The sequence below is a fragment of the Gordonia sp. LMA484 genome, assembly GCF_058129505.1.
This window is the reverse complement of sequence record NZ_CM176700.1, coordinates 5812689-5835499: the sequence shown is the minus strand read 5'-3', so window position 1 is coordinate 5835499 and position 22811 is coordinate 5812689. Positions and strand designations below refer to the sequence as shown.

Below are 22811 nucleotides of genomic sequence, written 5' to 3'. Positions count from 1 at the left end.
TCCGCCACCGGGCACCCCTTCGTGACCGTCTACGGGCAGTTTCCATGTCCACCTATGGGCACTTCCCGATGTCCCTTGACATAGAATCGACCCGCCTTCACCCGGGTCGAACTTATTGCAGTGGACCGAATCAGTAAATGCGCATACTGATCAATCCACGAGCGCAGGTCGTCCTCAGCCAACTGTCAGCGGTCATGAAATTCCCCAGGTTGATGGGGTTGTCCGTCACGTAATTCCCCACCCTGCTGTCACGTAATTCCCCACCCTGGGGCGTGTCTGCGGGGGTTGGGGTGCTGCTACAGGTTCGCTCCTGCCAAGGCCTCCTCCTGGGGTCTTGGGAAGGGGCCCGAGGTGGCACGGAGGACGTGGACGATGATGCAGTTGTTGGAGTTGTTCCGGCATTGGCATGCCGGGCGCTCGCAGGTTCAGATTGCGGCGGCGTTGGGGATCGATCGCAAAACGATCCGCAAGTTTCTGGCGCCGGCGGTCGCGGCGGGCATGAGCCCGGGCACCGATGGCGTGTTCGATGAGTCGGTGTGGCGGGCGTTGATCGCCGACTGGTTCCCGGAGGTGGTCGATCCGTCGGTGCGGGCGGTGACGTGGCCGCGGATCGCGGCTCATCATGAGTGGATCGCTGATCAGCTCAAGGCCGCGGTGACCATCGCGACGATCGCGCAACGCCTGCGGGATGATCATGGTGTGGATGTGTCGGAATCGTCGGTACGGCGTTATATGGCAACGCATTTCGCAGATCAGGTCAAAGAGGCCAAGGCGACCCCGCCGCGGGGGCCGATCCCGGCGGGTGAGGAAGCCCAGGTCGATTACGGCAAGTTGGGGATGTGGACCGACCCGGACACGGGCAAGCGGGTCACGGTATGGGCGTTCGCGATCATTCTCGCCTACTCGCGCTGGTTGTTCGTGCAGCCGGTGGTGAAGATGGATCAAACCTCCTGGTGCGCTTCACATGTAGCGGCGTTCGAGTTCTTCGGCGGCGTCCCGGAGCGGATTGTGTGTGACAACCTCAAGACCGGGGTGACCAAACCCGATCTCTATGATCCGCAACTCAACCGCGCCTATGCCGAGTTGGCGTCGTTCTACGGTGTGTTGATCGATCCGGCACGCGCGTTCAAACCGAAAGACAAAGCGCGCATTGAACGTCCGATGCCCTATATCCGGGACTCCTTCTTCCGGGGCCGCGACTTCGAGAGCGTCTCGCAGATGCAGCAAGCCGCCATCGAGTGGTGCCTTCAGGTATATGGACGGCACTCTCACCGCGGGATCGACGGCATGATGCCGGTCTCGCTGTTCGAACAGTACGAACGAGACACGTTGACACCGTTGCCATCCCGTCGTTTCGAACTCGTCACCTACCACGTAGGCAAAGTCGCCCCGGACTGTCATGTCAAAGCCGGTAAGGCGTTGTACTCGGTGCCGTGGCGGCTGATCGGCGACCACGTGCGCGTACGCACCTGCGGGGACATGGTGCAGGTCTTCGCCGACGATCATGTGGTGGCCACCCACGTGCTCCACCTCAACGGCCGCTCAACCCATTTCGAGCACTACCCGCCACATAAGATCGCTCACCAGTCGCGCACCGTCGTGTGGTGCCGTGGGCAGGCCGAACAGATCGGTGAGCACGCCGTGGCCGTGGTCGACGAACTCTCACAGGTCAACGCCATCCACCGGCTGCGCGCGGTGCAATCCATCGTGGGCCTACGCACGAAGTACCCCGATGACCGTATCAACGCCGCGTGCGCGCGGGCGATCGCGGTCGGCGATGTCGGCGCCCGCACCATCAAGGGCATCCTGGTCGCCGGCACTGAACACGACGACACCCCCACGCTGCCGGCCCCCACGCCACCGGCGTGTCTGCGTGGCCCGGCCGCCTTTACCGAAGACCTCGACGCAGCCGTCGGCCAATAGGTCCTTCGTTCAACACTACTTCCACTACCTGCCAACATCTTTCACAACAAGGACACTCTGATGACAATTCATGATCCCAGCCTGCGAGCCGCACTCAAAGCGCTGAAACTGACCGGCATGCTCGACACCCTCGACGCCCGACTGGCCCAAACCCGCGCCGGCGAACTCGGGCACCTGGAGTTCTTACAAGTGCTGTGTGAGGACGAGATCGCCCGCCGCGAGACCGCCGCCCTGGCGCGCCGCGTGCGTCGGGCCCGGTTCGAGCAATCAGCCACCTTCGATGACTTCGACTTCACCGCGAACCCCAAACTCCCGGCCGCGATGCTGCGCGACCTGGCCGCCCTGCGCTGGCTCGACGCCGGCGAATCAGTCATCCTCTACGGCCCGGTCGGTGTAGGGAAAACACATGTGGCACAAGCACTTGGCCACCAGGTCGCCCTACGGGGCCACGACGTGCGGTTCGTCAAATGCGCCCGCATGCTCGCCGATCTCGCCGGCGGCCACGCCGATCGCACCATCGGGCAACGCATGCGCGAATACACCCGCCCCGCCGTGCTCATCATCGACGACTTCGCCATGCGAGAGCACACCACCACCGGCTCCGACGACCTCTACGACCTCGTCTCCGACCGCGCGATCGCCGGCAAACCACTGATCCTGACCAGCAACCGCGCCCCCAAAGACTGGTACCCGCTGTTTCCCAACCCGGTCGTGGCCGAGTCCCTGCTTGACCGGCTCATCAACACCAGCCACCAGATCCTGATGGACGGACCGTCCTACCGGCCCCGCAAACGGCCCGGACGCGCCAAGAACGGCTGAACACCCCGGGCCAGCTACGCTGGCCACAGCACACCCGAACGTGGGGAATTACGTGACAGAAACCCCTGGGGAATTTCGTGACCGTCGACAGCCAACCTCTCGCTGATCTCTTGGAGGAGCTTGATGCGCTCCCAGTTGCCTTTGGCTGACATCTCGGAGCGAGCCCGCAAGAGAACCGCGAGAGCGCCAATCAAAGCGGTCGTGAGCCCACCGATCACTGGTATCCATTGAGTCATGACCCGGATCATGACTGACGACTACGACAGTCTTAGCCGAACCACGTTGGCTCAACATAGCTCGAAATCCTGCAGACCTACACGACCGCGTCACGTGCTGACCGCTCCTTGGTGAACAGCCTCTCCCGCTCCTCCGCAATAACTTCCCGCGCGAGTTCCGCCTCGGAGATGTCGAAAGCTTCCGGCGCGCTGTCCGCGATGTCGCTGACCCGTGCAAAGTCTTCAAACAGTTCCCTCTTGCGCGCGAGGATCTCGGTAACGCGGAGATCGACGCCTTCCTCAGTGAGGAGGCGGTGAACCTGGACCGTCTCGAGTTGGCCCATCCGTCGCGCGCGAGCAATGGCCTGCCATTCGGTGGTCGGCTTGAGCTGGGGTTCGCAGATGACCACCACGGACGCGGCCTGGATGTTGAGGCCCACGCCGCCGGCGACGATCTGGGACACCAGCACAGCGCCGTGTCCAGCCGCGGAGAACTTGTCCACCATTTCCTGTCGCCGGGCAGCCGGTACCGACCCGGTCAGCGGTCCGAATACCTTGCCGGGCAGTGCCCGAACAACTTCCTCGAGGACGGAGCGGAAGTGGGAGAACACGATCACGCGACGTTCGTTGGACTCCGCTTCTTCGACCAGGTCGAGCAGCCGGGCCATCTTCTGTGATTTATTGCCTTGCGTCATCGCGGCTTGCCGCATGGCCATGAAGTTTCCTTCTGACACTGCCGCGCGATAGGCGTTCATGTCCTCGGCCGATAGGGGCAACCATTCTTCGACCTCGACCAGTTCCGGGAGCTCGGTGAGGACGTCTTCCTGGTTGCGGCGCAGATAGGCAGGTGCGACTTGCTGGCGAAACCGCCGGGGGGACAATTCGGTCGCATCGATGGCGAGATCTGGTCGCACGTACTCGACAAGGTTGCGGAACTCATCAAGCCGGTTTTCGAGCGGGGTGCCTGTCAGCAGCATTGCGCGAGGAAGGTCGTTGATGATCTTCACCGTGCGTAGCGAGCGCTGTGCATGCGGATTCTTGATGTAATGCGCCTCGTCGACGATGACGCATCCGATGCCATCCGTCGAGAAATCTTCACTGCTCAACCACGCGAGCGTCTCGAAGGTGGTCACAGCAACTCCACCGGTTCGCGACCATTGGCGTAGTGCGCTTTCCCTCTGAGGTCCGTGAAGCCGGTGCGGACGTAGGGTCGACTTTGCGGCCACCTCGCGCATCCAGTTTGTGACGACGGCAGCCGGACAGATGACAAGTGCGTGATGCGAGCCTTTAGCGCGCAAGTGCGTCAGCACTGCGATCGACTCGACAGTCTTGCCAAGACCCATCTCGTCGCCGATGATTACCTTCTTCTGCACGAGTGCGAATCGCGCGCCAAAGCTCTGGTACCCACGCAGCGACGCCTTGAGGTGCTTGCCGTCGAGTTCTTGTTGGCGCACCGCTTCGATGACCTCTTGGGGGAGATCGCCGAAGATGCTGTTTTCGTCTTCGGTCAGCAGGCCGAGTTCCGACAGCAGCGCGAAGTAGTCGGCGGGGTGCTCCACGAACCCGTCCCAGGGATCTGATGCCGGGTTCGTGGCTGCGCCGATCGACTGTGCGCGAGTTTGGAGTGTCTGCATGTCCTGAGTCAGGTCGTCTGCGGTGTAGGAGTCGCGTCTCGAGAAGACAGCGAGGAGCGCCGGCTGCTCGGACGCGGCCCCGGCAAGTGCCGCCATCGGCTCTAACAGCTCGGTTTCCCGGCCTGTTGGCTGCCCGGCGCGCAGTGCTCTCCAGCTGCCCAGTGCCGAGAGCAGATTTGTGCCTTGCGACGTCCGGTTGTTGATGTCTATACGGACAGGCATTTCCTCGTAGGTGGTCTGCCACAGGGTCTGGGCAGCCCCGCGCATACGAGTGGCGGTGGTGGGTCCGACGCCGGGCAGCTCTTCAAGCACTGCGCCGTACCTCATCACCTGTCCCACAGTTGTGATGTCGGCGTCGGTCAGAGCACCCACGCGCAGCCGGTCGCGGGTGGCGTCTTTGAGCCTCTCGACAGGCATCTCGTCGATGAGTTTCTCGGTTTCAGCGTGCCGCACTGCGTTGCCGGCCTGGAGTGCGGCGGCTTTCGCTTGAGTCTCAGCGTCAGCAGCATGCTTGATGGCCGCCACTGCGCCACCGAGGCCCTGGGCGGGCGCCCCATCGACCACAGTGCCGTCACCCCATGCGCGGATTTCCCGCGATTGCTTTATCCAGGCAGAGAAGGATGCGCGGATATTGCCGATTGGGCTGCTTTCCTTGGCGGACGCGATCAGCCTGGGCAGGCGATCAGGCACTTTTTCAGCGTCGGCCCACACGAGGTATCGCTCGAGAAACTCGCCCGCTTGCAGGCCCGCTTCTCTCTTACCTTTCCCCATGAAGATTCGGCGGGCGCCGGCTGAGCCGCGTGCATCCTTGACTGCACGCTCGACGTCGTTGCAAAGACTGTCGATCATCGAGAGGTCGCTGGCCGTCAGCACCCCGAGTTGTTCCGCGCTGTCGATGCTTGCCAGGAGATTGGCGTCGCTCTGTCGTAGGGGTAGAACTCTGACGCGCTTGTTTCCGAACTCGAGGTCGACGACGCGTTCTCGGAGCCCCGCCTCCGCCGTCGCCGCCCCGTCCTCTATCTGTTTGCGGAGCGCGCGCAGCTCCTTCGCCTGCTTAATCAGCTCCGAAGCCGTGTGTGCGAGTGCTTTGATGCGCGCCCGATCGTCTCGTCCCATACGCCCGATTCCCCAATCCGATGTTGGTGCGAAGATTAGCGAAAGTCGGATCCGGAATGACTAAGACCCTGAGAATGTCGGAGTCTGCGACTAACGTGGCGAGGCTATCGACCAGGAGGACACGAATGCTGCTCGAACACCTCAAGCCGGGGCTCCGTGTGGAGGGGCTAATCCCAGCCCAGGTGGTGACCGTCATCGCCGCGCAGGCACATGGAAACGACGCGGTCGAACTGACCTACAAGACGACGGCGGGCGCGCTTGGCCAGCAGGTTGTGTTCCGCAAGGACGAGGATGCCCTCTCGGTCGCGACGACTGGCAGCCGTGCGTTTGACGCTTCGGCCTCGGACTTCAAGCTGGTGGCAGAGGCGCAGCGCATCCAGCTGGCCGGTTTGTTCGACCCGATGCTGGCGGTCGCGACGAGCGACGTGCAACCGCTACCTCATCAGATCCGCGCCGTCTACGGAGCACTGTTGCCGCGTACGCCGCTGCGCTACCTGCTCGCCGACGATCCGGGTGCAGGTAAGACGATCATGGCGGGTCTCTACATCAAGGAACTCATCCTGCGCGACGACGTGCAGCGATGCCTGATCGTGGCGCCGGGCGGCCTTGTTGAGCAGTGGCAGGACGAGCTGTATTTCAAGTTCGGTCTGCGGTTCGAGTTGCTCACCAATCAGCTCATCGACAGCAGCGTCGACCTCAACGCCTTCGAAGGCCACCCCCTGCTCATCGCTCGCATGGACCAACTCTCCCGCAATGACGTGCTCCAAAACCAACTGAACGGCAGCGAGTGGGACCTGGTCATCGTCGACGAGGCCCACCGCATGGGTGCCCACTACTTCGGCGGCAAGGTCGAGAAGACCAAGCGTTTCCTGCTCGGCGAAATGCTCGGCACCATCACTCGCCACCTGCTGCTGATGACCGCAACTCCGCACTCCGGCAAAGAGGAGGACTTCCAGTTGTTCCTCACCCTGCTCGATCGCGACCGCTTCGCCGGCAAGAACACCAAGACTGCCAACACCGACGGCATCATGCGCCGCATGGTGAAAGAAGACCTGCTCACGTTCGAGGGGAAGAAGCTCTTTCCCGAGCGAGTAGCCGAGACGGTGCCCTACGAACTCACCGCCGATGAATACGATCTCTACGAGCAGGTCACGACCTACGTCCGCGAAGGCATGAACCGCGCCGACCGCGTCGGCGGCAAACGCAAGAACACTGTCGGTTTCGCGCTGACCGTGCTGCAGAGGCGCCTGGCATCAAGCCCCGAGGCGATCTACCGAAGCCTCCGTCGGCGCACAGCACGGCTCGAGCGCCGCAAGGCTGAGATTCAGAACGGCACTTTCCGCGAGGCCGAACCGACGATCGACGAGAACAACATCGATGCCGATGACTACAACTCCGAAGAACTCGAGAACCTCGAAGAAGAACTGCTCGACGCCGCGACCGCAGCGCAAACTGTCGAGGAGCTGAACGCCGAGCTGGTCGAGCTCGCAGATCTCACCGAAAGGGCGCGACGGGTCCGCGACAGCGGCACCGACCGTAAATGGTCCGAGCTCTCCACGATCCTGCAAGATCACGCACTCACCAACGACGGCCACGGCCGACCCCGCAAGCTCATCATCTTCACCGAGCACCGGGATACCCTTGAGTACCTTCAGCGCAAGATCGGCACACTGCTGGGCAATCCCGACGCCGTCCGCTCTATCCACGGCGGGGTCCGCCGGGCGGACCGACGACAGATCACCGAAGAGTTCACCAAGAACCACACTTGCCAGATTCTGATCGCCACTGACGCCGCCGGCGAGGGCCTCAACCTCCAGGCCGCGCACCTCATGGTCAACTATGACTTGCCGTGGAACCCGAACCGCATCGAGCAGCGCTTTGGCCGCATCCACCGCATCGGCCAGGAAGAAGTATGTCGACTGTGGAACATCGTCGCCCACAACACCCGCGAAGGCGCGGTCTTCACGCGGCTTCTCGAGAAGATCGACGAGCAGCGAAAAGCTTATGGCGGCAAGGTATTCGATGTTCTCGGTGAGGCCTTCACCGACAGGCCGCTGCGGGATCTACTCAAGGAGGCCATCCAGTACGGCGAACGGCCTGATATCAAGGCCAAGATGCACGAGGTCATTGATCAGTCTGTTGGTGAGGGTCTGCGCGAACTTCTCGAAGAACGGGCGCTGGCATCGGACCATCTCGCTGACGCCGAGCTCTCCAAACTCCGCGCCGCCATGGATGAGGCCCGCGCGCGCCGCCTGCAGCCGCACTACATCGAGCTCGCCTTCAAAGCCGCATTCACCCGGCTTGGCGGACGCATCGCCCGACGCGAACAAGGCCGCTACGAGATCGCCAACGTGCCTGCCCACATCCGCGCGAGCAAGCACGGGCCGATCGCCACACGCTACGACCGCGTCTGCTTCGACCTGAGCCGTGTCCAGCCCGACGATCTCGCCCGCGCCGATCTTCTCGCACCGGGCCACCCCCTGCACGACGCGGTGATGGACGAAGCCATCCGCCAGTTCGGACGGGCACTGAACACCGGCACCGTGCTGGTCTCTGCCGAGCTCGACGAGCCCCACCTCCTCGTTGGAGTCATAGAAGAGGTCACCGACGCCACCAGCGCAACAGTGGCCAGGCGTTTCAACTATGCCTACGTCGACAGGCACGGCACCGTTACACCGGCGGGGCCCGCCCCATACCTCGACTGCGTCGCCGCACCCGACAGCCCCGCGGTCACCTCTGCACGCACTCAGACCTGGCTCGGCGAAGCCGAAGACAAGGCCACCAGCTGGATCATCGCCCACCGACTACCTGACTACCTCGACGAGGTGCGACCGCGACGAGCAGCCGAACTCGCCAAGACTCGCGAACTTGTCACCAAGCGCCTCAATGGGGAGTCTGAACGCCTTCTCCTCGATGCCGCGGTCGCTGCCGACAAAGAACGCGCCGGCGACAAACCCAAGGAGTCCTCGGACAGCCTCAACCGCAAAGCCGTCGAGATCGACCATCGCCTCCGCTCCAGGCTTACCCTCCTCGACCAGCAGGAACTGATGTCGACCCAACCGCCGAACCTGCTGACCGCAGCCCTCGTGCTACCGCTAGCAATGCTCGAAGAGGACGTACCCGCAAACGCGCCCGTGCATGCGACCGAAACCAAAGCAGTGGAACGCCGTGGAGTCGATCTAGTCCTGGCTCGTGAACGCCAACTCGGGCGGAAACCAGTCGAACAAGCCTTCAACAACAAGGGCTTCGACATCCTGTCGACTAACGCCGACGGCGACAGCTACCGCATCGAAGTCAAGGCACGCATTGACGGCGCCGACTACTTCTTCGTCACCCACAACGAAGTTATGGTCGGCAAGAACGCTGCACCGCTGTATCGCCTTGCGCTGGTCCGCGTCGACCCACGCGGTGCGCAGTACGACGAGGTTCGCTACATCGACGACCCCTTCGCCAGCACCGACCTCGGCGGGTTTGACAGCACCGGCATCCGCGGTGACTGGAACAAGACCTGGTCCAAAGGTAAACAGCCGTTCTAGCCCAAGGGTGAACGGGCGACCCGAGTACGCACGACAACGCTACGGATAGGCACGCAGACGTGACGACGAAGAAGAAGCTCATCGAGGTGGCCCTCCCGCTGGAGGCTATCAACCGCGAATCCGCTCGCGAGAAGTCCATCCGCCACGGCCACCCCTCCACACTGCATCTGTGGTGGGCACGCCGACCGCTCGCGGCTGCACGCGCCGTCCTATTCGCTCAGCTCGTTGACGACCCGTCCGCACGGCCCGACGAGTTCCCCACTGAAGAGCTTCAACGCAAAGAACGCGACCGCCTCCACAAACTCATCGAACGCCTCGTCGTCTGGGAGAACATCCGCGACGAGAAGCTCTTCGCCGAAGCCCACGCCGAGATTCTCAAATCCACCAACGGCAACCCGCCACCCATTCTCGACCCCTTCGCCGGCGGTGGCACCATTCCGCTCGAAGCTCAACGGCTAGGACTCGAAGCCCATGCCTCCGATCTCAACCCCGTCGCCGTACTTATCAACAAAGCGCTCATCGAGATCCCACCGAAGTTCCGCGACCAACCACCGATCTACCCCGGACTTGCCGACTCCGAAATCCGACAATGGAAAGGTGCCGAAGGACTCGCCGCCGATGTCCGCGCCTACGGGCAATGGATGCGCGACGAAGCTGAAAAACGCATTGGCCACCTCTATCCCAAAGCCACGCTGCCTGATGGCACCAAAGCCACTGTCATCGCCTGGATCTGGGCACGCACCGTCACATGCCCGAACCCCGCCTGCGGTATCGAAATGCCGCTCGTTCGCTCCTGGTGGCTCGGAAAGAAGAAGGGTAAAGAAGCCTACATTGTTCCAGAGGTAGTGCCAGATTCTTCACATCCGTCAGGCCAAAGCGTGCGCTTCGACATCGGACATAAACTCGCCACGACACCGCCGAAGACTGGTGACGGAACCGTTGGACGCAATGGAGCTCACTGTTTGGCTTGCGCAACAGCGGTCGACTTGAAGTATGTCCGAGCACAGGGCCGCGCGCAGCGTCTTAACAGGCGGCTGATGGCTGTAGTAGCCGAAGGAGTCCGCCAGCGCGTGTATTTACCGCCCACAGAAGCACATGAAATCGCCGCAGTGGTCGCCAACCCGATGGACACGCCGACTACTGAGATCCCTCCGAAGGCGCTCGGATTTCGAATCCAGGCATACGGAATGACTAGGTGGGCTGATTTATTCATCGCACGTCAACTTGTTACGCTCACCACGTTCAGTGACCTCGTTGCCAACGCACGCGAACAGATCCTTACCGACGGCGGTACAACAGAGTATGCGGATGGCGTTGCCACGCTACTGGGATTCGGAGTCTCCAAGGCGTCGGACTACCACAATGCTCTTTGCGCATGGCGGTCGGATGTAAAAAATGAAGGTATTGGGCATCTTTTCTCTAGACAAGCAATCCCCATGATATGGGATTTCTGCGAAGCCAATCCGCTTTCGAACTCTTCGGGAAACATGCGCGACCAGTGGGCATGGGTGGCGAAAGTAATCGCGGCTTTGACACCTCGGAGTGTGGGTATCGCGCGCCAGCAGGATGCAGCCTCGGCTTCTTACTCAGACGCAATACTAGCCACCGATCCGCCCTACTACGACAACATTGGGTACTCCGATCTATCAGACTTCTTCTACGTGTGGCTACGTCGCACCCTGCGAGATACTTATCCAGACCTGCTATCGACGATGCTGGTACCGAAGTCTGAGGAGCTAGTCGCCAATGAATACCGCCACCACAGCAAGGATGCCGCGCGCGACTTCTTTGAAGAGGGATTCCGCAACGTCTTCGCCAAGGCTCGGTTAACCGCGTCAACCGATTTTCCGGTAACCATATGGTACGCCTTTAAACAGGCTGAATCTGATCTCGGCGGAACCGCTTCGACTGGATGGGAAACGCTGCTAGAGGGGATTATGCGATCAGGCTGGGAGATAACATCGACGTGGCCGAATCGTTCAGAACTCAGCAACCGGATGGTGGCTAGTGGAGCCAATGCCCTTGCTTCCTCGATTGTCTTGTCTCTCCGACCGCGAACTCAGCACGCCGTAACGACGGGCCGCCGCGATTTCATCTCCGCACTTGAGGACGAACTGCCTGACGCGTTGCGCAAGTTGCAGCAAGGGCAGATAGCCCCGGTTGACCTTCCACAGGCAGCGATCGGCCCGGGAATGGCGGTATTCAGTCGTTACGCAGCTGTGCTGGAACCCGATGGCTCGAAGATGACGGTGCGATCTGCGCTGACCCGGATCAACGAGATTCTTGATCAGGTCCTTAATGAGCAGGAAGGCGACTTCGACTCGACAAGCCGTTTCGCGATCGCATGGTATCGCCAACATGGCTACGGTGTCGGGAAATTCGGCGATGCCGACAACCTCGCCCGGGCCCGCAACACTAGCGTCGACGTCATGGACCGAAGCGAGATCCTGACCAGCCGCGCAGGAAAAGTGCAGCTCCTCAAGCCAAGCGACTTGCCTTGGGAATACGACATTCTCACCGACGAGCACACCAGCAACTGGGAAGCGCTGCACCACCTCATCAAGACCCTGGAACGTGACGGCATCGCACCGACCGGCGACTTCCTTCGTGATGCTCTGAATCGCCCTGACGGGGCTATCGAGTCCGACTTGGTGAAGGAACTCGCTCATTTGCTGTTCCGCATCGCCGAATCCAACGGCTGGACCAAAGACGCGCTGAGTTTCAATGCGCTGGTGACCACTTGGCCGGAGATCCTGGAATCTGCGCGTACCCCCGCGGCTACAACCGGCCAGACGAGCCTCGACTTTGAGGACGGAGATGACCTGTGACGGCCGCAGCGATCGAAACCGATAGGTCGCGCGACTATGTGACCATCATGCGGTGTGCGGAAGGTGAAGGCCTTCTTGATGGCGCGATCCCGCAGCTCGCGGCATGGCTGCGCGAGAAGGACTTCGATGTCGATCTCAGAGAGTCCGGTGACTACGAGGATGACCGCGCGAGCCTCACAGTACGGCGCATCGACAATGACTCCACGACCATTCGCATCGAGCTGGAGGAGGACGGGGGCAGCACCGGGAGGTGGTCAACCGAAGTCGTAGCCGATGGCAGCGCCGATGAAGGCGGGTGGATCTCGCTGTCTGTGCGCAACAGCCAGGCGCGATTCGTGAAAGTGCCGCGCCTCGCGCGGTACCTGATGCAGGCCCTGCCGCTCCGCGATGGCCAGCTCGAGTTCGCCTCGGGCCACCAGTTGTTCGGTTCGGCATCCGTTGATCGGCTCGTCTCGATACTCGAGGATGATCGCCGCCACGGGTTGGTCTTCGTCGCCGGCACAAACAATGTGGCGGATATCCCGGTCGACGCTTTCGCCCGGAAGGTCGATCAGTGGGCACGCGAGGTATATGGGCTGGCCCAGGTCATCGTCCTAGACCCACACAGTACGGAGGTCTTTCGGCAACGGGTCGGCGACCAGCTCGCGGCACCTGTCTGGGCGATCCGCAGTTACCAGCCAGGCGTGACCTGGGACGATGCGCTCGACGCTCGACGCCATAGAATATTGGGCACACGAAGTCTGGGCTCTAAGGGTGACAGGGCGATCCAATATCTACTCGGGGAGATCGCGCGTCAGCAGGCGTCCACCCGTCCGCCGGACGCCACGGTTCAGAAAATGCGTCGACGGTATGACCGATTAGAGAATCGTCGACTTGTCAAAAGCCTAGAGAATTCCCAGCCCGAAGATGCGACCGAACCATCGGTCCATGAGGCTTCGCCCCCTGAAGAGGTCGCGGCCACTGCGCCGCCACAGCACGATGAGGAAATCACTCTCGTACGGCGGGTCTTGGGTCTCAAGGAGATCACCGAACGGACGCTGACCGAATTCGTTAGCAGAATCCGCAGGAGCGATCCTGAGCGCGCCGGAGTCCGGTCACTTGAGAACCGGGTCGATCTCCTGCAGACGCGTGTCGAACAGCTAGAGGACCAGAACCAACAGCTGCTTAATGAACTTAAGGACTCGCAGCTCGAGACCGAGCTCGCACGGATCGACGTCGACGAGATACGCGATCGCGCCAGATGGCTGGAATCGAGGCTCAAGGAGTCCGGCGACTACGAGTCGCAGTACCTCGACGTGCCTCCTGAGTTCCGAGTGTCGCGGCCACAGAGTTTCGACGAACTACTCGATCGCATCGACCAGATCGACTCGGTCTGCTTCACCGGTGACACGTCAGAAGTAGCCCGACTCAATCAGCTCGACACGAACGACTCGGCGCTGCGCACCGCTTGGGACGCGGTGCTCGCAATGGCTGATTACGCACGAGCGCGCGCAGCATCCAAGTGGGACGGCAGCCTGGATCAGTACCTCCACAACACGCCATCTGGATTCCAGACCTTCCCGCCTGGCAAGTTCGGCGAGACGGAAACCGGCAGGACTATGAAGCAGTTCGGAGACGAACGAGTCTTTCCGGTCCCGACAGACGTTGACCCACGCGAGCAGGTCGAGATGAAGGCCCACTTCAAGCTGGCCCGGATCGGGATGGCAAGCCCTCGGATGCATATTTTCGATGGGCACCCCGCAATTCCGACACTGTTCATCGGGTACCTCGGATATCACCTGACCAACACGCACACCAACTGAACGAGAACGGGAGAGACGATGGCGACGAGTAACCGTGAACGCATCGACCGCATGTTCCAGGCGATGGCACCAGCCCTGGACGACTTCATCTCCACGGTGATCGGGCGTGCCGACCGTGCCAAGGGCGCCGAATGGGTCAAGCTGGTGCAGGCAAAGGACCAGCGCAACAACTCAGCTGGTGACCGGACCTACGATCCCCGCGACCCTCAGGTCCAGTTCCGGATGCTCACCGAGGGCAACATCACTGGTGGTATCAAACAGGGTTGGTACCCGTTCAACAGTGAACTGGGCCGATCCGGTGAGACCTACGCGAGCGAGCTTCGTGAAGCCCGAAACTCCTGGGCACACAACGGCACCTTCAGCGACGACGACGCATACCGCGCACTCGACACCGGCGAGCGGCTGCTCCGACTGATCGGCGCCGCGAAGGAAGGCGACGAGGTCAAGGAGATCCGCCTCAACCTGCGCCGTGTTACCGCCGACAAAGCCGACAAGAAGGCCCTCAAAGCGGCGGTCGACAATCCTGAATCGACCGGCCTCAAGCCGTGGCGGGATGTCTTACCGCCCCACCAGGACGTCGCCACCGGCAACTTCCACGCCTCTGAGTTCGCCGCCGATCTCTATAAAGTCGCCAGTGGCGGTGAGGTCGACGCCGACTACGCCGATCCGGTCGAGTTCTTCCGGCGAACCTATCTAACTGAGGGACTGCAGGATTTGATTGGCCGCGCTGTCCGGCGCCTGTCCGGCGACGACAACTCATCGCCGGTCATCAACTTGCAGACCAACTTCGGTGGCGGCAAAACGCACTCGATGCTATCGCTATGGCACGTTGCCGCAGGTCTGCCGGCCGGCGATTTCCCGCAGGACGTGCAGGAACTGCTGGTGGCCAGCGGGTACACAGGCGACAAAGCGAACCGCGTCGCAATCGTGGGCAACCACCTCAGCCCTTCCGGTGTGCTGCATGGAGACACTCACGTCAACACGGTATGGGGCGAGCTTGCCTGGCAGCTCGGTGGCAAAGAGGCCTACGCCATCGTGGCGAAAGCCGACGCCGACCGCACGCCGCCCGGCCAGGCGCTTCACGACCTCCTCGCGGCGTACTCACCGGCAGTGATCTTGGTCGACGAGTGGGTGGCATATGCGCGATCCCTCGTTGGCCGCGACGACCTGGCCGGCGGCACCTTCGATGACCAGTTCACGTTCGCTCAGTCGCTGACCGAAGCCGCGAAAGGTACGTCCGGGATACTGCTGGCAATTTCAATCCCAGCGTCAGAGAGTGGCGACGATTCCAAGCCAGTCATCGGGAATGCCGAGGAAGTCGGCGGCACCCACGGGTTGGAAGCCCTCAAGCGTCTGCAGAACGTCGTACGTCGTGTGGCAGATCAGTGGCGGCCCGCCTCCTCCACCGAGGCGTACCACATCGTCAAGCAACGACTGTTCACCCAGCCCGACGCAGCAGCGCTCGCCGCAATCAACTCAACCGCGCGGTCGTACGTCGAAATGTACCGCAAGTACACCGACGACTTCCCGCGCGAGTCGCGCGACACTGCCTACGAGGATCGCATTAAGCAGACCTACCCGATCCATCCCGAGCTCTTCGACACCCTGTACGAGGAATGGTCCTCCCTCGAGCGGTTCCAACGAACCCGTGGTGTCTTGCGGCTGATGTCGACGGTCATCCACGCCCTGTGGACCGGCGAGGATGCGTCACCGCTCATCATGCCCGGATCAATTCCGCTCGCCACGTCGGAAGTGAACTCCGAACTGACCCAGTACCTACAGGATTCGTGGAAAGCGATCATCGATGCCGATGTGGATGGTCCGCAGTCCGAACCTGCGCGGGTCGACAAGGACAAGCCGCTGTTCGGCCAGCGGTCGCTGACCAAGCGACTCGCCCGTACCGTGTTCTTCGGTGCGGCTCCGACCGTCGCCCCTGGTGCTTCGAGCAAGGGGATTGCGACACAACGGGTGTTCCTCGGTACCGCAATCCCGGGCGATGTTCCCGGCAACTTCCACTCCGCGCTCAACCAGTTGCAGGACCGCGCCACCTACTTCTATTCCGGCTCCGGCAAGTATTGGTACGACCTGCAGGCAAACATCACCCGTACGGCAAAAGACCAAGCCGAGCGCCTGCACAAAGAAGACGTGTGGGCCGAGATCGTGCAGCGTCTGCAGACGCAAGGGCGGTCGCGCGGCGACTTCGCCGGGATTCACGTGTGCCCCGAGGTCAACGCCGATATTCCCGATATTGACGAAGCACGCCTTGTCGTCCTTCACCCCAAGGTTGCGCACAAGCGGGGTACAGATTCGCCGGCAAAGGAGTTCGCACAGAAGGCAACCGAGCAGAGGGGCAGCGCCAGTCGAACGCACCGCAACATGGTCATCTTCCTCGCGGCCGACGAGGCTCGTCTTGAAGAGCTCGACAACGCGGTCCGCGACTACCTCGGATGGAAACATGTCCTCGACAACGAGACCGATCTCGACCTCACTCAAAACCAGAAGAACCAAGCAGCGCAACGCAGGGACCAGGCCGCCCAGACCACGAGTTCTCGCCTGCTGCAAACGTTCACGTGGGCACTCGTGCCGTCTGCGCAGAAGGACATCAGCGCACCATTCGTGATCCGCGAGGTCAAGGTCGAAGGCCAGTCCGAGTCGCTCGCCGAACGCGCCTGCCGTCGGCTCGGCAACGACGGAGACCTGTCTACCCGCCAGGCGGCGGCCACGATCCGGTTGTCCATCAACAAGGTGCCGCAGATCTGGAAAGACGGCCACGTGTCGTTGGGGACGCTGTGGGGCTTGTACAGCCAGTACACCTACATGCCGCGACTGCGCGATCGACGGGTGCTCGACGAAGGCGTCGTCGAGCTGCCGATGATCTGGGAGACCGATGCCTACGCGCTCGCAACCGACTATGACGAAAGCGCGGACCGCTACATAGGTTTGTGGATTCCGGGCGACAAGGACCCCGCGCCGGCACCAACCGACTCGCTGCTGCTTGTTAGACCGGATCGTGCGTCAGCCCAGCGTGACGTTGAGTCCAAAGCAGACGAGCGTGACGGGGGAGATGCGAACGACAAGGACACCGATACGGACGTCCGTCGAACCGACGAGGATTTCGAGACACCGAAGCCCCCGCCCGCGCCACGTAATACTCGGTTCTTTGGCGTCAAGACGCTCGATGCCGATCGGATTGCGCTGGACTTCAAGAATATCGCCGATGAGGTGCTCGCTCACCTGCGTGACGGCGACGCCGAAGTGAGCGTGACCATCGAGATCGAGGCAACGGACCCGCTTGGGTTTTCCGAGGGCACGGTGCGCACGGTTTCGGAAAATTCCCGCACGCTGCGGTTTGAGCAGTCGGGGTTTGAAGACACTTAATGATCCGATCCCAACTACTCCTTGCTAAGACCAGGTCAGTTACGAAAGATCGTCGGAAGTTGTCGCCAACGAGATAGTGCAGAGTATTGGCGAAGAGTTGTCCCGTCGAGAAACGAACAGTAAGGATGCTTATGGACTTTGACGCACACATTCTGGCGACCTCCGTCGCCGAATCGCTATTCGAGATCACACGGGAGCTCTCCATACACGACGCGACCCTGCCTTACGGCACTGCGATGAACGCGGTCCTGTCTGCGAGTCTCTCCGCGTACCGAGCGGCCGGCATGACCCCATCGGGTCTTATGGTGGCGGCAGGCTGGGGCATTAACAGCCTGATTGACGAAGGGCTAATAGACCGCCCGCAGCTCGACGCCGTCACCGTCGCTTGCCTACTCGCTCGTGCAGTCGACTTTGACGTAGATGTCAATACCCTTGTGTACTGCATCGACCACGAGGGCAGCATCCCAGGAGCGCTGATAGAGCGACTTACGAACGACATATCCGCCGCATCCTCGCTAGAAGAAACGGAACTCTAAACTTCGGCAATGGACTCGATTCACTACGATCAGCGGATGGCGGCATATGCTGGTCTGAGAATAGGCAGCGACATCGTTCAGAACTTCTGCATGATTGGACAGCATGACGAAGGTTTCAGTTCCGGAAAAAACACTAGAACATTGGACAAGCCAGTATCTGGCCTACCGATATCGGTCTAAATTTGCCTTATGGTGGCCTACTGCAGGCGAGGATATCGACGTACGGTGGCTGCCTGGCAGACCTGGGAAAGCTGTTCAGATCGAACTGAAAACAACCACACCAACTTTCGACTCAAACTTCCATGATGTAAAGGTGAATCTCGGTCAGCTTTGGGGGCTCTTCGAGCTTGAGCGGGCAATGCCTGGTCAGCGGGCCGGCGTGTCGATGACGTGAGACGCCCCTGGTCTCCGGAAATCTGGATGTTGCGACACATTCCGATTTCGGTGAGGAGTACCAGGGGCATGGCTGATGCTACGTCGTTGTTGTTGGGTCTGGAAGGACTCGAGGTCCGAGGGGTGTCGAGGCAGGTCGACCGGGTCCGGGTGGTGGATGTGGTGACCGTCGATCCCGACGCCGCGCGCTGCCCGGACTGTCGGACGATCTCGACGTCGGTCAAGGATCACGCGGTCACCCGACCCCGCGATATTCGCTACGGCGATGATCCAATCCTGTTGCAGTGGCACAAGACCCGCTACCGGTGCGTAAATCCGGACTGCGCACGCGCCACCTTCACCGAATCGATCCCGCAAGTCCCACCGCGACGCCGAGCAACGACTCGATTGCGCACCCAGATCGGCCGGGATGTCGGCGACGCCGCCCGCTCGGTGGTTGAGGTCGCCGCCGGTGCCGGCGTGTCCTGGCCGACCGCACACGCTGCGTTCGTCGAACATGCCGACCGAGTGCTCGATGACCCGCAACCGGTGCGTGTCCTCGGGATCGACGAGACCCGCCGCGGCAAGCCCCGCTGGGTCCGCGACGCCGACGGACGCCGCTGGGTACGTGTGGACCCGTGGGACACCGGATTCGTCGATCTCGGTGGCCCTCAGGGCCTGTTGGGTCAGGTCGAGGGCCGGACCAGCAAGGCCGTCACCGACTGGCTCACCGCGCAGTCCGAACAGTTCCGCGACCAGATCAGCCACGTGGTGATCGACCCGTCGGCCGCCTACGCTGCCGCGGTCACCGACACGTTGTTGCCCAACGCAGCTGGTGGTCGATCATTTCCACCTGGTCAAGCTCGCCAACGACATGGTCACCGCCGTGCGACGGCGGGTCACCTTCGACACCCACGGCCGCCGTGGCCGCAAACAGGATCCCGAATGGACCAACCGACGACGTCTGCTCAGTGCGCGAGAACGACTGTCGGACAGGTCATTTGCCAAGATGTGGAACGCGTTGATCGACCATGATCCCAGTGCGCAGATCCTATCGGCCTACATCGCGAAAGAGGAACTGCGCCAACTCCTTTCCGCTGCCCGTGACGGCGCCGATGATGCGGAGATTCGCCGCCGGCTCTATCGGTTCTACTGCTGGTGTGCTGATGCCGACATTCCCGAGATCACCCGGTTGGCGACCACGATCGAGACGTGGTGGCCGGCGATCCTGGCGTTCTTGCACACCAGGCTGACCAACACCCGCACCGAGGGCTACAACCGGCTGGTCAAGCAGGTCAAACGCATCGCCTGCGGGTTCCGCAACACCGAGAACTCACGGCGCCGGATACGATTCCACTGCACCCGCGTCCAGCGGGCCAGCATCCAGCAATTCCACTGCTGAGCAGAATTGCCCGGACAACTTCGAAGAGCCCCCAAAGTGCCCAAGTCCTGACTTGGCTCAATTTGGTGTCCACCGCGTATTGCGCCACCTTCGTCCGGTGGCCGGCAAGGCGGTCGCCGCAAGCGCAGCCGGTGGATCAGCTGCGACGGCCGGAGTCGCCGCCGCCGGCACGACCGCGCTGACGGTCGCCGCACCGCTCGTGCTCATGGCCGTCGCGGTGGGCGTCAGCGCGCACGCCGATCAGAAACGGCAGGCGGCGATCGAACGGATCACCGAGCTCCTCGAGCAACTCCACGAGGACAAGCTCGATGAAGAACGCAACCAGCTCGACGCGTGCCGCAACGCGATCGACAAGGCAATGGGCTGCTGCCAACCGCCGCCTGACCAAGTGGCAGAAGGAACTCGGGAAGTTCCCCGATGGCCGGGTGGAGTTGGCAGTCGTCCGACAAGCATTCCCCGGCATCGACGAACCTTCCGGCACGTTCGCGGCACATCTGGAGTTGGCCGAGTTGGCGATCGCACTCAAACGCCGCGTCGTTGTCCTTCAGGCCGTCGAGCACGCCCAGTTGAACGAGGGCAACCCGTTCGAAAGTTTCGTCCGGACATTGCAGGCCGACCAGAAGAATGTCGACAAACTCGACAACGACATCGCCCAGGTTCTCCGCCGCCTCTCGACATTGGAAATCGACCGCTCACACGGCGTACGGGACTTCGCGTTCCGGGCAGCCGACGTCGACAAACTCCTGCAGACCTCCTACCGGCTCCGCGACCTCGGTGGCCGGGTCGCGGACGCGGGTCACGCGTCCGATGTCGCCATCGAGATTGCGCGAGAGTCCGACGGGTCGATCGTGGTGTTTCCGGCGATCGCGTCGTAGGCCGCCATGACCTACCCGCCTTCCGACCCCCTAACCCTGGGTCAGAAGCTGGTCTCCCTCCTCGAGGGTGGGCGACGCACGGCGACCTACAAGCTCGCCGTCTTGATGGCGCTGCTAGATCTAAGCGTCGAATCCGTCCCTGATGATCCGCGCGCCGCTGTCGACATCGATCTCGATGACCTGACCGCCCGGGTCATCGAGCTGTACTGGCGTCAGATGCGACCGCTCGACGGACATCAGCTGCGCCAATCCACCGACGGCCGCGGGGTCATCTTCACCACCGTCGCCGGTCTGCGCGCAGAGCTGACCCGCTCGCACCGCACACCGACCGTCGACCTGGTGGTCGCCGAAGGGTCCGACGCCGACCGCACCGCGCACACCACCGTCAAACGCACGCTGGTCCGGTACCCGCTCAAGTTGCTGCAGAACGTCACCACCGCCACCGACCACGAACGTTTCCTCTACGACGACTCGTGGATGGGCACCGACTCCCTGCGGGTCATCGCCGATCGCGGCAACAAGCTGCAGCTGTACCCCGGTGTCTGCACGACGCTGGCCCGCCTCGCCCCGCTGTTGAAGCCCGCGTTCCAGCTCGCCTGGGTCGACGACGTGCGCCGCATGAACAAGACCCTGCTGGCCGAGGGCCCCGATATCGCCGACCACCTCTTCGGCGCCGACCGCGTCTCGCTACTCAAGGCCGGCGACATCCTGGCGAGCGCGTTCGGACCGCACTGCTTCTACTGTGCCGCACGACTGACCACCGCCCGACACGTCGATCACGTGCTGCCGTGGTCGCGCGTCGGCATCGACGGCCTCGCCAACCTGGTGCTGGCCTGCCCGGCCTGCAACTCCAACAAGTCCGACCTGCTGCCCTCCCCCACCCACGTCGACCGCGCACTGGACCGCGGCCAGTCGGTGCTCGATGCGCTCGCCGCCGACATCAACTGGCCCAGCCAGTTCGATCGGGTGGTGTCCGCGGCGCGCGGGCTGTATGCCACTCAACCGGAGAGCACACCGGTTTGGTTGGGCCGCAGAGACATCGGGGTGTTGGGCCGGGTCGACTTCGAATGGTATATCGATTGAGATCCGTCTGGTAAGTCAGTGACAAGAGCACCGGCCGAGGACAGGACAGGCTCGACCGGTCGACCGCCCTCCATCGTTGCGGCAACGTCAACCCGTGACCGACGGCATCAGGAGGAATGACAGGTCATTTCTCGACAATCCGCGGTCGCAGGATCGCGCGTTGGGACGCCGCTTTCACCACCGAAGCGTTGCGAACGCGTGCCACAGTGAGGTCGTGACTCCCGACATCACCGAGCCGGTCGAGCGCCGGACCGGCGCCGAACCCTTCACCTACAACAACGCTGCGCAGGCTTCCACACTCAGTGATTTCTGGTCCTGGACATCCTCAGACCTATTGTCGAACGCGCTGCGCGGCCAGCTCGCCGAGTACATCGTCGGTTTGGCGCTCGGATGCGTCGACCAGAGCGTCCGACGCGAGTGGGACGCGTTCGACCTCAAGACGGCCGATGGCATCACGATCGAGGTGAAATCGACGGCATTCCTGCAGAGCTGGGGTGTCACGCAGCCGTCGTCGAGGCGTTTTCACATCGCCGAGACAGTGGGCTGGCACGCCGAAAGCAACACTTACGAGTCATCAGCCATGCGGCAGGCCGACGTATACGTGTTCTGCGTCCACACTGCCGAGGACCGTGCGGCGGCCGATCCGCTTCGGCTCGATCAGTGGGAGTTCTACGTCGTCGCCACCAGAACAATCAACCGCCAACTCGGCAAACAACGCAGCATCGCTCTGTCGGTGCTGCCGCGCGTACTGAAAGTGTCGCCTGTGCGCTTCGACGGCATAGCGGCAGCAGTCAGGCGGGAGGCTGCGCTCGCCTAACGCCGGCGCTACGACTTTGCCCGCCGCAGCATCGGTCGCTCTTCCCGCAAACGTCTGATCGGGCACCGCCGCACGCGTGACCGTCAATGACGGGCGCCAGAAAGAGTCGGCGTATGTCCACGCTCGACTTCCAGCGATGTCATTGCCTCGGCGTAGCGTGCCCATCACCAATGTTTGCCCGGACCCGATTCCGTCCGGGCCCGGAGGACCAGGGGCACACCATGCCGTTCGACGGCTTTGAGGATGATGACGAGCCCGAGCCCTGGCTCGACTTCACCGAGGATCTCGCCGCCCGACTCGACGACCTCAAGACCGGCGTGTTCGAGTTCATCGAGTTGGGGTTCCCGAGCGAGGCCGGGGCCGACAGCTGATCACGTTCGCCGCCATCAACTCCGGGCGGGTACGCTGCGCAGTCCCCAATAGCGCACTGCCACAGGGTAACCGGGACCAGCATACGTCGTATCGTCTGCTGTTG

At 62.3% G+C, this 22811-nt stretch carries 14 protein-coding genes and 1 pseudogene; 13 read left to right on the top strand and 2 right to left on the bottom strand.

All coding sequences use genetic code 11. From position 1 onward, the window contains the following. Window positions 1-372 precede the first annotated feature (372 nt). Together istA and istB are read left to right on the top strand one after the other, a co-directional pair. Window positions 373-1923 carry an IS21 family transposase gene (istA, locus tag AC4AMJ_RS25900; RefSeq protein ID WP_489915663.1) on the top strand — a complete coding sequence of 517 codons (1551 nt, stop codon included), beginning with the start codon at window positions 373-375 and terminating at the stop codon, window positions 1921-1923. Window positions 1924-1983: 60 nt separating this feature from the next. Beyond that, window positions 1984-2742, top strand: a complete 759-nt coding sequence (gene istB, locus AC4AMJ_RS25895) for an IS21-like element helper ATPase IstB (protein ID WP_489915661.1) — start codon at window positions 1984-1986, stop codon at window positions 2740-2742. Between the two features lie 313 nt (window positions 2743-3055). On the opposite strand, the gene AC4AMJ_RS25890 is transcribed toward istB, so the two are convergent. After that, a complete protein-coding gene (locus tag AC4AMJ_RS25890) occupies window positions 3056-5707 on the bottom strand; it encodes a DEAD/DEAH box helicase (RefSeq protein ID WP_489915659.1) in 2652 nt (883 codons plus the stop codon). 125 nt (window positions 5708-5832) lie between these two features. Between AC4AMJ_RS25890 and AC4AMJ_RS25885 the strand changes: the two genes are divergently transcribed. The 7 genes and pseudogenes from AC4AMJ_RS25885 (at window position 5833) to AC4AMJ_RS25855 (ending at window position 19561) form a co-directional block, all read left to right on the top strand. Next, window positions 5833-9243, top strand: a complete 3411-nt coding sequence (locus tag AC4AMJ_RS25885) for a helicase-related protein (protein WP_489915657.1) — start codon at window positions 5833-5835, stop codon at window positions 9241-9243. 59 nt (window positions 9244-9302) lie between these two features. Beyond that, complete coding sequence (locus AC4AMJ_RS25880; protein WP_489915655.1) at window positions 9303-12071, top strand: DUF1156 domain-containing protein; 2769 nt, start codon at window positions 9303-9305, stop codon at window positions 12069-12071. Continuing rightward, window positions 12068-13873, top strand: coding sequence for a hypothetical protein (locus AC4AMJ_RS25875; protein ID WP_489915653.1), 1806 nt, complete (start codon window positions 12068-12070; stop codon window positions 13871-13873). Before AC4AMJ_RS25880 ends, AC4AMJ_RS25875 begins: the two co-directional genes overlap by 4 nt. A gap of 18 nt (window positions 13874-13891) precedes the next feature. After that, entirely contained in the window at window positions 13892-17251 is a 3360-nt protein-coding gene (locus AC4AMJ_RS25870) for a Swt1 family HEPN domain-containing protein (RefSeq protein WP_489915651.1), read from the top strand. A 131-nt stretch (window positions 17252-17382) separates the two neighbouring features. Next, window positions 17383-17787, top strand: coding sequence for a hypothetical protein (locus AC4AMJ_RS25865; protein ID WP_489915649.1), 405 nt, complete (start codon window positions 17383-17385; stop codon window positions 17785-17787). A gap of 103 nt (window positions 17788-17890) precedes the next feature. Then, window positions 17891-18181 carry a hypothetical protein gene (locus tag AC4AMJ_RS25860; RefSeq protein WP_489915647.1) on the top strand — a complete coding sequence of 97 codons (291 nt, stop codon included), beginning with the start codon at window positions 17891-17893 and terminating at the stop codon, window positions 18179-18181. A 26-nt stretch (window positions 18182-18207) separates the two neighbouring features. Continuing rightward, window positions 18208-19561: pseudogene (locus AC4AMJ_RS25855) on the top strand (ISL3 family transposase). Window positions 19562-19697: 136 nt separating this feature from the next. On the opposite strand, the gene AC4AMJ_RS25850 reads toward AC4AMJ_RS25855, so the two are convergent. Next, window positions 19698-19856 carry a hypothetical protein gene (locus AC4AMJ_RS25850; protein ID WP_489915645.1) on the bottom strand — a complete coding sequence of 53 codons (159 nt, stop codon included), beginning with the start codon at window positions 19854-19856 and terminating at the stop codon, window positions 19698-19700. Window positions 19857-19869: 13 nt separating this feature from the next. Between AC4AMJ_RS25850 and AC4AMJ_RS25845 the strand changes: the two genes are divergently transcribed. From AC4AMJ_RS25845 to AC4AMJ_RS25830, 4 genes are all read left to right on the top strand, one after another. Next, window positions 19870-20436, top strand: a complete 567-nt coding sequence (locus AC4AMJ_RS25845; RefSeq protein WP_489915643.1) for a hypothetical protein — start codon at window positions 19870-19872, stop codon at window positions 20434-20436. Window positions 20437-20442: 6 nt separating this feature from the next. Continuing rightward, on the top strand, window positions 20443-21519 hold the full coding sequence (locus tag AC4AMJ_RS25840; protein WP_489915641.1) for an HNH endonuclease: 1077 nt from the start codon (window positions 20443-20445) through the stop codon (window positions 21517-21519). Window positions 21520-21613: 94 nt separating this feature from the next. After that, entirely contained in the window at window positions 21614-22336 is a 723-nt protein-coding gene (locus tag AC4AMJ_RS25835; RefSeq protein ID WP_489915639.1) for a hypothetical protein, read from the top strand. Between the two features lie 170 nt (window positions 22337-22506). Further along, window positions 22507-22707, top strand: coding sequence for a hypothetical protein (locus AC4AMJ_RS25830; protein WP_489915637.1), 201 nt, complete (start codon window positions 22507-22509; stop codon window positions 22705-22707). Window positions 22708-22811 lie beyond the last annotated feature (104 nt).

Bases quoted from the DNA above. Each gene is read 5' to 3' on its own strand.
- istB (WP_489915661.1), top strand. From the start codon at position 1,984: ATGACAATTCATGATCCCAGCCTGCGAGCCGCACTCAAAGCGCTGAAA.
- AC4AMJ_RS25845 (WP_489915643.1), top strand. From the start codon at position 19,870: ATGAAGAACGCAACCAGCTCGACGCGTGCCGCAACGCGATCGACAAGG.
- AC4AMJ_RS25860 (WP_489915647.1), top strand. From the start codon at position 17,891: ATGACGAAGGTTTCAGTTCCGGAAAAAACACTAGAACATTGGACAAGC.
- istA (WP_489915663.1), top strand. From the start codon at position 373: ATGATGCAGTTGTTGGAGTTGTTCCGGCATTGGCATGCCGGGCGCTCG.
- AC4AMJ_RS25890 (WP_489915659.1), bottom strand. From the start codon at position 5,707: ATGGGACGAGACGATCGGGCGCGCATCAAAGCACTCGCACACACGGCT.
- AC4AMJ_RS25840 (WP_489915641.1), top strand. From the start codon at position 20,443: ATGACCTACCCGCCTTCCGACCCCCTAACCCTGGGTCAGAAGCTGGTC.
- AC4AMJ_RS25865 (WP_489915649.1), top strand. From the start codon at position 17,383: ATGGACTTTGACGCACACATTCTGGCGACCTCCGTCGCCGAATCGCTA.
- AC4AMJ_RS25885 (WP_489915657.1), top strand. From the start codon at position 5,833: ATGCTGCTCGAACACCTCAAGCCGGGGCTCCGTGTGGAGGGGCTAATC.
- AC4AMJ_RS25870 (WP_489915651.1), top strand. From the start codon at position 13,892: ATGGCGACGAGTAACCGTGAACGCATCGACCGCATGTTCCAGGCGATG.
- AC4AMJ_RS25830 (WP_489915637.1), top strand. From the start codon at position 22,507: ATGTTTGCCCGGACCCGATTCCGTCCGGGCCCGGAGGACCAGGGGCAC.